This is a genomic window from Streptomyces sp. NPDC028991, from assembly GCF_055564775.1.
This window is the reverse complement of sequence record NZ_JBVHVP010000014.1, coordinates 124,343-134,799: the sequence shown is the minus strand read 5'-3', so window position 1 is coordinate 134,799 and position 10,457 is coordinate 124,343. Positions and strand designations below refer to the sequence as shown.

Below are 10,457 nucleotides of genomic sequence, written 5' to 3'. Positions count from 1 at the left end.
GGGGGAATTCCACCTGACTTGTCTGTTTCCGGACCTTTTCTCCTTTCCCCCTCTTCCCCCCCCCCCCCCCCCCCCCCCCCCCCCCCCCCCCCCCCCCCCCCCCCCCCCACCCACGTACGCCCGCGGTCACGCGGGTGCCGCGGTGCTCACCCGTGCCCTCGGCGGTGCTCACCCGTGCCCCGCGGCTGTGTTCCCCCGTGCCCGCGATTGTGCGGGCTGCCCCGCAGGCGCCGCGCTCAGTTCAACCGGCGTTCAGGCGCGGGCGGAACCGTGGCGCCGGACCGAGGTCCGCCACCCTCCACGGCACGCCCACCGTCACAGGAGACACCATGTCGCTCACCCGCAGGGACTTCGCCAGTCGATCCGCGCTCACCGGCGCGGGGGTCGTGCTGGCGGGCAGCGTCGGCGCCCTCGCCACCGCTCCGAACGCCCTCGCGTCCACGGACACCGAGAGCGCGGGGGAGGAGCACGAGCGGGGCCGCGGGCACGGGCACGACCACGGCGGGGTCGGCTACGGACCGTTGGTCCCCGACCCGGACGGCATCCTCGCCCTGCCCGCCGGCTTCCGGTACGAGGTCGTCACCTACTGCGGCCGGACCAAGCTGGAGTCGGGCGAGTACACCCCGTCCAACCACGACGGCACCGCCGCCTTCGACGGCCCGCGCGGCTCCACCCTCCTGGTCAACAACCACGAACTCGGCGGCCACCGCGACGACTGGCCCCACCCCGTCCCGCTCACCGAGGGCCTCGTCTACGACCCGGCCGCGGCCGGCGGCTGCACGGTCGTCGAGGTCCGCCGCGGCGGCCACGTCGCCGAGTGGGTCGGCATCGCCGGCACCGCCACCAACTGCGCGGGCGGCAGCACTCCGTGGGGCACCTGGCTGACCTGTGAGGAGACCGAGGACAAGGCCGGCGAGGAGGGGATGACCAAGGACCACGGCTACGTCTTCGAGGTCGACCCCGAGGACCGCCGCGCCAACCGCGACCCCGAGCCGGTCAAGGCGCTCGGCCGCTACGCCCACGAGGCCGTCGTCATCGACCCCAGGCGCGGCCACGCCTACCTCACCGAGGACGCCTCCGGCCCCAACGGCCTGCTCTACCGCTGGGCCCCGCCGGAGGGCTTCCGGCACGGCCGCAACAGACTGCGCACCCTCGCCGACGACGCCGGGGTCCTCCAGGCGTTCAAGTGCTTCGACTCCGGCGGCAAGTTCGTCGACGACCTCTCCCGCGCGACGAAGACCGGCACCGTCTACGGCGTCGACTGGATCGACGTCCCCGACCGGGACGCGAGGAACACCTCCGTGCGCAAGCAGTTCACCGACGGAGAGGTCACCCGCGCCCGCAAGCTGGAGGGCATGTGGTGGGCCGACGGCGGCGCGTACATCGTCTCCTCCTTCGCCCGTGACGAGAGCCCGGGCCGACCGCACGACGGCCAGGTCTGGTTCTACGACCCCAAGCGCCGCACCCTCACCCTCAAGGTCCTCCTCGGCGTCAACCCCGACCCGTCCGCCGACGGCGCCTTCGACGGACCCGACAACATCACCGTCTCCCCGTACGGCGGCCTCGTCATCGCCGAGGACGGCGACGGCGTCCAGCACCTGTTCGGCGCCACCGACAGCGGACGCACCTACCCCATCGCCCGCAACGACCTGAACGTCGGCAGCGAAGACGACCCCGAGTACAGCGAGTTCACCGGCGTCACCTTCTCGCCCGACGGGAAGACCCTCTACGCCAATATCCAGGACCCCGGCATCATGCTGGCCATCACCGGTCCCTGGAAGCGGCACAAGCGTCACTGACCCGTCCATCGCGGCCCGCACCTTGCGCACAGGTGGGGGCCGCACCCTTGTGGTCCCACACACTGACATCTAACATTTCAGTCGTGGAGGCCATCCGACCCGTATCCCGCACCCTGCTGCGCGATCGCGCCTACGAAGCCATCCGGGACGCCATCGTGGCCGGGGAGATCGAACCCGGCGCCGTCGTGCGCGACGCCGACCTGGCCGCGCGGCTGGGGCTGTCCCGGGCCCCGGTGCGCGAGGCGTTCACGCGGCTCGTGGACGAGGGCCTGCTGGAGAGCAAGCCGCAGAGCTACACCCGGGTCACCCCGGTCGTGGCCGCCGACGTGCGGGACGCCGCGGCCGTCGTCGGCGCCATGCACGAGCTGGTCACACGGGTCGCCGTGCCCCGGCTCGGGGAGGCGGACCTCGCCGCGATGCGCGCGGCCAACGAGCGGTTCGCGGCGGCCGTCCGCGCGGGCGACATCGACGGTGCCCTGCGCGCCGACGACGAGTTGCACCACGTCCTCGTCCGCACCGCCGCCAACCGGGCCGCCGCCGCCACCGTCGCCCGCTACACCCCGCTCATCCGCCGGCTGGAGCGCCGCCGCTTCGGCGAGGGCGGTACCTGCCGTTCGGCCGGGCTGCACGAGCGGCTCATCGAGGCCTGCGCGGCAGGTGACACGGAGACGGCGCTCCGTGTCACGGCGGACATCTGGCGGGGCCTCGAAGAGCTCGCCGACCCCGACTGATCCGGCCCGACCCGGGAGGAACCGTGTCCCTTTCCTCGTACGAGCGCTACCCGCTGCTCCTCGGACCTTCGCCGGTGCACCGGCTGGAACGCCTCACCGAGCACCTCGGCGGGGCCTCGCTCTGGGCCAAGCGGGAGGACCTGAACTCCGGCATCGCCTACGGCGGCAACAAGACCCGCAAGCTGGAGTACCTCGTCGCCGACGCGCTCGCCCAGGGCTGCGACACCCTCGTCTCCATCGGCGGCGTGCAGTCCAACCACACCCGCCAGGTCGCGGCCGTCGCCGCCCGGGCGGGGCTCAAGTGCGTACTGGTGCAGGAGAGCTGGGTCGACTGGCCCGACGCCGTATACGACAAGGTCGGCAACATCCTGATCTCCCGGCTCGCCGGGGCCGATGTGCGGCTGGTGCGGGCCGGGTTCGGCATCGGCTTCAAGGAGAGCTGGGAGCAGGCGCTCGAGGACGTCGAGGACGCGGGCGGCAAGCCGTACGCCATCCCCGCCGGCGCCTCCGACCATCCGCTCGGCGGCCTGGGCTTCGCCGGCTGGGCCCACGAGGTCGCCGAGCAGGAACGGGACCTGGGCGTCTTCTTCGACACCGTCGTCGTCTGCTCGGTGACCGGGTCGACCCAGGCCGGCATGGTCGCCGGATTCCGTGCCCTCGAGGAGGCGGGCGGCCCGCCCCGGCGGGTGATCGGCGTCGACGCGTCCGCGGAACCCGCCCGTACCCGGGAGCAGATCGCCAGGATCGCGCACCGCACGGGGCGGCTCATCGGCGTGACGAAGGAGCTGACGGAGGCGGACGTCGAACTGGACGAGCGGTACCACGCGGGCACCTACGGCGTCCCCGACGACACCACGCTCGCCGCGATGCGGCTCGCCGCCCGGACCGAGGGCATGGTCACCGACCCGGTCTACGAGGGGAAGTCGATGGCGGGACTGGTCGACCTGGTCACGCGCTCGGAGATCGGCGGTGACGCCACCGTGCTCTACGCCCACCTCGGCGGGCAGCCGGCGCTGAACGCGTACAGCGCGCTGTTCTAGCCGCCGGCGGCCGGCCGGAGGGGGTCAGCCGCTCCAGAACGTGTCGAAGGAGCCGATCCACCAGGCCGCCGCCGCCAGGACGCACACCTGGGCCACCGCCGCCGTCCACCACCGGCACAGGACCGCGAAACCGCATGTCCACCACATGATCGTGAGCAGCGCGTGCACGGCGTCGCTCTGGAACGAGGCGGCGGTGGCGTCCATCATGCCCGAATGCCCCATCCAGTCCTCGGTGAAGACTCCCTCCCGTCCGAACAGCAGGATCAGGGACACGACCCACAGGTCGAACAGCACGAGGCAGAGGGCCGCGACCCGGTCCAGGCGGAGATAGGCGCGCGTCGGGACGAGCAGTCTCAGCTGCCAAGGCCCCTCGACGCGCATCAGGTCCACCGGCCGGATGCGCGCCAGCGTCCCCAGTACGTACCCGAAGGCCACGAGGACCGCTGTCCATCCGCTGAGCGCGTACAGCGCGAACACCAGCATCACCAAGGTCGTCATCGAGGGACAGGAGATCCGGCACCCCCGGAACGGTTCCTTCCGTTCGTGGCGGCCGTTCGTGCGGGCCGGGCAGCGGCGCGCGGGCGCGCGGTAAGGTGCGGCGAGGATCCTCTGTGGGCAGGGAGTAGTGGGATGGCGCAGGTCAGGCCCATGCGCGCGGATGCCCGCCGCAACCGTGAGCGGTTGCTGGAAGCCGCGGCGGTGGCGTTCGCGGAGCACGGGGAGGGCGCCTCCCTGGACGACATCGCCAGGCGGGCCGGAGTCGGGACCGGCACGCTGTACCGGCATTTCCCGACGCGGCAGGCTTTGCTGGAGGCCGCCTACCTCGACCGGATCGAGGCGATCGCGGCGCGTGCCGACCTGATCGCGGCCGAACGGACGCCGGGCGAGGCGCTGCTGGAGTGGCTGAACGAACTCGCCGCCGGGATGATCCAGGTCCGCGGGATGAAGGCGCTGCTGGGCACCGCGGTCACGGCCGGTGGCTCGACGGCGGATCCGGCGTGCGGCGACTGTGTGCGGGGCGCGGCCGGCCGGCTGGTGCGGGCGGCGCGGGACGAAGGGACGCTGCGGCGGGACGTCGAGCCGATCGAGGTGCTACGGCTGGTGCACGCAGTGGTGACGGCGTCCGAGTCGGCGGAGGGGGAGGCCGGGGACGACGGGGAGCCCGTCCGCCGGTATCTGGCGCTGGTGTGGGGCGGGCTGCGGGCGTAGGCGGCTTCGGTGGGACGCCCGTGGCGCCGGGAGCGCCCCACCGAACCGGCTGCTCAGAGCGCCTGGGCCGACGGCTTCACCATGCCCCGGACCGTGCGGGACTTGACGAAGTCGCCGATGGCGGTCATCTCCCACTCGCCGGAGTACTGGCGGATCAGCTTCGCCATCATCACGCCGGTCTGCGGCTCGGCGCTCGTGAGGTCGAAGCGGACCAGTTCCTCACCGGTGGCGGCGTCCATGAGGCGGCAGTAGGCCTTGGCGACCTCGGTGAACTTCTGGCCGGAGAACGAGTTGACCGTGAAGACCAGGCCGCTGACCTCCTGCGGGAGCCGCCCCAGGTCCACGGTGATCACCTCGTCGTCGCCGCCGCCCTCGCCGGTGAGATTGTCGCCGGAGTGCTTGATGGCGCCGCCCACGATCTGGAGCTTGCCGAAGTAGCAGCTGTCGATGTGGTTGCGCTGCGGGCCGTAGGCGATGACCGAGGCGTCCAGGTCGATGTCCTTGCCGCGGTACGCCGGCTCCCAGCCGAGGCCCATCTTGACCTGGGAGAGCATCGGGCGGCCGCCCTTGACGAGGGAGACGGTCTGGTTCTTCTGGAGGCTGACCCGGCCCTTGTCGAGGTTGATCTTCCCGGCGCCCGGGGCGGGGGCCGGCGGGGCGGCAGGTGCCGCGGGGGGAGCGGAGGGCATCGTGGGCGCGGCGGCGGGCGGGGGCGGCGGGGTGACCGCCTGGGGCTGCTGCGGGGCCGGCTGGGCGGCCGGGGCGGCGGGCTCCTCCACCGTGACGCCGAAGTCCGTCGCGATGCCGGCGAGGCCGTTGGAGTAGCCCTGGCCGACCGCGCGTGCCTTCCAGGCGCCGTTGCGCAGGTAGACCTCCACGATCACCAGCGCGGTCTCGGTGCCGAGCTGCGGGGGTGTGAAGGTGGCGAGGACGGAGTTGTCGTCCGCGTTGCGGATGGTGGCGGTCGGTTCGACGCCCTGGAAGGTCTGCCCGGCGGCGTCCGGGCTGGCGGTGACGACGATCTTCTCGATGTCCGGCGGGACGGCGGAGGTGTCGACCACGATCGCGTCCGGGGCGGCGCCGCCGCCGGAGCGGTAGGTCACGCCCTGGCCGGTGGGCTGGTTGTAGAAGATGAAGTCGTCGTCGGAGCGCACCTTGCCGTCGGCGGTGAGCAGCAGGCCCGATACGTCGAGCCGCACGGGCGCGGCGACGTCCACCGTCACGCGGGCGGCGGAGAGGGGGATGTTCGAGCCGGGGGTCATAGCTGTCATGCCGGGTGAACGAGCGAGGGCGTTTTACCGTTCCCTTACCCGGGGGCCAATCGGGTCGGTGTGTTCGGGCGGCAGGTCTGGGGATGGCAGGGGGCGGGAGCGGGCCCCACCCAGGGGTTTTCGCCCACGCCGCCCCTTCCCTTCCCGCCCGAAGTGCTACGGCACGACCACGATCTTGCGTCCCACCCCCGCCGCGAACTGCTCCAGCGCCTGCGGATAGCGGTCCAGCGGGACGCGGTCGCTGATGAAGACGTCCGGGTCCAGGACGCCGTTCGCGAAGAGCTCGGCCGCGCGTTCGTAGCTGTGCAGGACCGCCATCGATCCGGTGATGGTGATCTCCTGGTTGTAGATGCGGTACGGGTCGATCTGCACGCGCGTCGCGTAGTCGGCGACGCCGAACTGGAGGAACGTGCCGGCCTTGGCGACCCGGTCCAGACCGTCCTGGATGGCCGCCGCGTTGCCGGTGGCGTCGATGACGAGGTCCCAGCCCTGGGGGCGGTCCAGTTCGTCCGGGGTCGCGGCCGAGGCCGAGACCCCGAGACCGCGGGCCGTCTCCAGGCGGGCCGGGTTGAGGTCGACCATGTCCACGCTGGCCGCGCCGGTGCGCTTGGCCAGCTCCAGCATCATCAGGCCCATCGTGCCGGAGCCGTAGATCAGGACGTGGGCGCCGAGGCGGGACTGGAGGACGTCGTAGCCGCGGACCGCGCAGGAGAGCGGTTCGATCAGGGCCGCGTCCTGGGTGCGGACGTGCTCGGGGAGCTTCACGCAGTTGGCCACGGGGGCCACCGCGTACTTCGCGGCGCCGCCCGCCGTCGTCACGCCGATGGCCGCCCAGCGTTCGCAGAGGTTGTTGTGGCCGGTGCGGCAGTAGCGGCACTCGTGGCAGTAGAGGGACGGGTCCACCGCGACCTGGTCGCCGACGGACACCTCCGTGACCTGGGCGCCGACGCCGACCACCGCGCCGGCGAACTCGTGGCCCGGCACGATCGGGAGCTTGGGCGCGAACTCGCCCTGGAGGATGTGCAGGTCGGTGCCGCACAGGCCGCAGGCGGCGACCTCCACGACGACCTCGCGCGGCCCTGGCGTCGGGTCCGGGACCTCGGTGACGACGGCGCGGCCCACGGACTCGATGACGGCGGCCTTCATTTCACGGCTCCCAACGACAGGCCCTGGACGAGTTTGTCCTGGGCGGCGAACCCCGCGGCGAGCACCGGCAGGGAGATGACGAGCGACGCGGCGCACACCTTGGCCAGGAAGAGGCCCTGGCTGGTGATGAAGCCGGTCAGGAAGACGGGGGCGGTCTCGGCGACCACGCCCGTCAGCACCCGGGCGAAGAGCAGTTCGTTCCAGCTGAAGATGAAGCAGATGAGCGAGGTCGCGGCGATGCCGGGGAGGGCGATCGGGGCGACCACCCGCGCCAGGATCGTCGGCAGCCTCGCGCCGTCCACCCGGGCCGCCTCGATGATCGCGACCGGGACCTCGGCCAGGAAGGACTGCATCATCCAGACCGCGATCGGCAGGTTCATGGAGGTGTAGAGGATGACCAGCAGCCAGATGTTGTCCAGCATGTCCGTGTTCTTGGCGAACAGGTAGATCGGCAGCAGGCCCGCCACCACCGGCAGCATCTTGGTGGAGAGGAAGAAGAACAGGACGTCCGTCCACTTCTTCACCGGGCGGATGGACAGGGCGTAGGCGGCGGGCAGGGCCAGGACCAGGACGAAGAGCGTCGAGGCGATCGACGCCACCGCCGAGTTGATCAGCGCCGGCCAGGGGCTCGCGCCGCCGCCCGCGCCGAAGAACTCCCGGTAGCCGTCCAGGGTGAGGGACGCCGCGAAGGACGGCGGGTTGGTGGCCGCGTCCTCCTCCGAGTGGAAGGAGGTCAGCGCCATCCACGCGATCGGCAGGAAGAAGACGATTCCGGCCAGCCAGGCCACCAGGCCCAGGCCGGCACCCGCCTTCCGGCGGACTCGTGCGGGCTTGGCACCGGTGGTGCCGGTGGTGCCGGTGGCGGCGGGTCGTACGGCGGTGGCGCTCATGCGCGGCCGACCTCCTCGCGGAACAGGGACGACACCACGCGCAGTGCGAAGGTGGCGATGATGATCGAGCCGATGACGACCAGGACGCCCGCGGCCGAGGCGAGGCCGTTCTCGTGGGCCTGGTAGAAGCTCTGGTAGACGGTGTAGGGCAGGTTGGCCGTGCCCAGGCCGCCGGACGTGATCGTGAAGACCGCGTCGAAGTTCTGGACGATGTAGATGGAGCCGAGCAGGGCGCCCAGTTCCAGGTAGCGGCGCAGGTGGGGCAGGGTGAGGTGGACGAAGATCTGCCAGTCGCTCGCGCCGTCCACCCGGGCCGCCTCGATCTGCTGCTGGTCCCGGCTCTGCAGTCCGGCCAGCAGGATGAGCATCATGAAGGGCGTCCACTGCCACACCAGTGAGGCCTCGACCGCCAGCAGCGGGGTGTTCGAGATCCAGTCCGGCTGCGGGCCGCCGACGTAGTGCAGCAGGCCGTTGAGCAGGCCGTACTCGGGGTTGTAGAGGACGTGCTTCCACAGGAGCGCCGCCGCCACCGGGACCACCAGGAACGGGGCGATCAACAGGGTGCGGACCACGCCCCGGCCCTTGAAGCGGCGGTCCAGCAGCAGGGCGAGGGCCAGGCCGAGGACCAGGCTGGCCAGGACCACCGCCACCGTCAGCAGGATCGTCGTCCACACCGACTTGCGCAGCGCCGGGTCGGACAGGACGTCGCCGTAGTTGCCGAAGCCGGTGAAGGAGCGGGCGTCCGGGTAGAGGGAGTTCCAGTCGAAGAAGGAGATCACCAGGGTCGCCACGAAGGGGAGCTGGGTGACCACGATCATGAAGATCAGGGCGGGGAGGAGGGGGGCCCGGGTGGCCCAGCCCTTCAGCCGGGAGGACGGCGGGCGGACGGTGGGGCGGGTGTGATCGGGTGCGGCCGAGGGGGCCGTTGTGGTGGCGGTCATCGTCCCTCGTACTCCTCGGAGATCTTCTCGGCGAGCTGCTGGGACTTCTTCAGGGCCTCCTCGACGGACTGGCGTCCGGCGATGGCCGCGCTGATCTCCTGGGAGACCTTGGTGCCGAGGTCGGTGAACTCGGGGATGCCGACGAACTGGATGCCGGGCGCGGGGCGCGGCTGCACGCCGGGGTCGTTCGGCCTGGCGCCCTCGATGGCCTCCCTGGTCATCTCCTGGAAGGCGGCGGCCTCTTCGCGGTAGGCCGGGTTCTCGTAGGTCGAGGCGCGCTTGCCGGCCGGTACGTTGGACCAGCCGATCTCGTCGCCGACCAGCTGCTCGTACTCCTTGCCGGACGCCCAGGAGACGAACTCCCAGGCCTTGTCGGCGTTGCGGGAGGCCTTCTGGATGCCCCAGGCCCAGGTGTAGAGCCAGCCTGAGGACTCGGTCTTCTCCACGGGGGCGGGCGCGTAGCCCATCTTGCCCTTGACGGGGGAGTTGGCCGACTCCAGGGATCCGGCGGCGGAGGTGGCGTCGTACCACATGGCGACGTTGCCCTGCGTCATGTTGTTCAGGCACTCGGCGAAACCGGACTGGGCGGCGCCGGACTGGCCGTGCTCGCGGACGAGGTCGACGTAGAACTTCGTCGCCTTCTGCCACTCGGGGGAGTCCAGTCGCGCCTGCCAGTCCGTGTCGAACCAGGTGCCGCCGAAGGTGTTCACGACCGTCGTCAGCGGTGCCATCAGCTCGCCCCAGCCGGGCAGGCCGCGCAGGCAGATGCCCTTCATGCCCGGCTCGGCCCCGTCGAGCTGCTCGGCGAGGTCGGCCACCTGGGTCCAGGTGGGGTGCTCGGGCATCGTCAGGCCCTCCTTGGCGAACACGTCCTTGCGGTACATCAGGAAGGACGACTCGCCGTAGAAGGGCTGCCCGTAGAGCTTGCCGTCGTCGCCGGTGAGGGACTCGCGCATCGGCCCCAGGATGTCCTTCTCGCCGTACGCCGGGTCCTCGGCGACGTAGGAGTCCATCGGCTGCAGCCACTCGTTGCGGGCGTAGATCGGTATCTCGTAGTTGGAGAGGGTGGCGACGTCGTACTGGCCCGCCTGGTTGGCGAAGTCCTGGCTGATCTTGTCGCGGACGTCGTTCTCCGGCAGGACGGTGAAGTTCACCTTGATGCCGGTCTCTTCGGTGAAGTGGTCCGCGGTGAGCTTCTGCAGCTCGACCATCTGCGGGTTGTTGACCATCAGGACGTTGATGGCGTTGCCGCCGGATCCGGCGCCGCCCGCTCCGACCCAGCAGCCGGAGAGCAGCGGGGCGAGCAGCGTCCCTGCGGCGGCCATGGCGAGCGTGGCTCGCGGCCTCCGTCGGCTCTGGGTTCGCATGGGTCGCTCCTGAACATATGGGGAGGTATGGGGCAGTCGAGGGCGAGGGGTGCCCTCCAGGGA

The 10,457-nt window shown here is 71.5% G+C and carries 10 protein-coding genes; 4 read left to right on the top strand and 6 right to left on the bottom strand.

Going from position 1 to position 10,457, the window contains the following annotated elements; translation table 11 throughout:
* The first annotated feature begins 329 nt into the window (after positions 1-329).
* The 3 genes from ACZ4V1_RS25350 to ACZ4V1_RS25340 all read left to right on the top strand — a co-directional run bounded on the left by ACZ4V1_RS25350 (position 330) and on the right by ACZ4V1_RS25340 (position 3,570).
* Positions 330-1,799, top strand: coding sequence for an alkaline phosphatase PhoX (locus tag ACZ4V1_RS25350; protein ID WP_468339900.1), 1,470 nt, complete (start codon positions 330-332; stop codon positions 1,797-1,799).
* Between the two features lie 83 nt (positions 1,800-1,882).
* On the top strand, positions 1,883-2,530 hold the full coding sequence (locus ACZ4V1_RS25345; protein ID WP_468339898.1) for a GntR family transcriptional regulator: 648 nt from the start codon (positions 1,883-1,885) through the stop codon (positions 2,528-2,530).
* A 23-nt stretch (positions 2,531-2,553) separates the two neighbouring features.
* Entirely contained in the window at positions 2,554-3,570 is a 1,017-nt protein-coding gene (locus tag ACZ4V1_RS25340) for a 1-aminocyclopropane-1-carboxylate deaminase (RefSeq protein ID WP_468339896.1), read from the top strand.
* 24 nt (positions 3,571-3,594) lie between these two features.
* Here ACZ4V1_RS25340 and ACZ4V1_RS25335 read toward each other — a convergent pair whose 3' ends face one another.
* A complete protein-coding gene (locus ACZ4V1_RS25335) occupies positions 3,595-4,068 on the bottom strand; it encodes a hypothetical protein (protein WP_468339894.1) in 474 nt (157 codons plus the stop codon).
* 132 nt (positions 4,069-4,200) lie between these two features.
* Here ACZ4V1_RS25335 and ACZ4V1_RS25330 point away from each other — a divergent pair, with 132 nt between their 5' ends.
* On the top strand, positions 4,201-4,779 hold the full coding sequence (locus ACZ4V1_RS25330) for a TetR/AcrR family transcriptional regulator (RefSeq protein ID WP_468339892.1): 579 nt from the start codon (positions 4,201-4,203) through the stop codon (positions 4,777-4,779).
* A gap of 53 nt (positions 4,780-4,832) precedes the next feature.
* Here ACZ4V1_RS25330 and ACZ4V1_RS25325 read toward each other — a convergent pair whose 3' ends face one another.
* From ACZ4V1_RS25325 to ACZ4V1_RS25305, 5 genes are all read right to left on the bottom strand, one after another.
* A complete protein-coding gene (locus tag ACZ4V1_RS25325) occupies positions 4,833-6,041 on the bottom strand; it encodes a TerD family protein (protein ID WP_468340017.1) in 1,209 nt (402 codons plus the stop codon).
* Positions 6,042-6,206: 165 nt separating this feature from the next.
* Positions 6,207-7,196, bottom strand: coding sequence for a zinc-dependent alcohol dehydrogenase family protein (locus tag ACZ4V1_RS25320; RefSeq protein ID WP_468339890.1), 990 nt, complete (start codon positions 7,194-7,196; stop codon positions 6,207-6,209).
* Positions 7,193-8,086: a carbohydrate ABC transporter permease gene (locus ACZ4V1_RS25315; RefSeq protein ID WP_468339888.1), complete on the bottom strand. Its 894-nt coding sequence runs from the start codon at positions 8,084-8,086 to the stop codon at positions 7,193-7,195. The genes ACZ4V1_RS25320 and ACZ4V1_RS25315 overlap by 4 nt, the downstream gene beginning before the upstream one ends.
* The gene (locus ACZ4V1_RS25310) at positions 8,083-9,027 is read right to left on the bottom strand and encodes a carbohydrate ABC transporter permease (RefSeq protein ID WP_468339886.1); all 945 of its coding nucleotides are present in this window, start codon (positions 9,025-9,027) and stop codon (positions 8,083-8,085) included. Before ACZ4V1_RS25310 ends, ACZ4V1_RS25315 begins: the two co-directional genes overlap by 4 nt.
* The gene (locus ACZ4V1_RS25305; protein WP_468339884.1) at positions 9,024-10,394 is read right to left on the bottom strand and encodes an ABC transporter substrate-binding protein; all 1,371 of its coding nucleotides are present in this window, start codon (positions 10,392-10,394) and stop codon (positions 9,024-9,026) included. The genes ACZ4V1_RS25310 and ACZ4V1_RS25305 overlap by 4 nt, the downstream gene beginning before the upstream one ends.
* Positions 10,395-10,457: the final 63 nt, after the last annotated feature.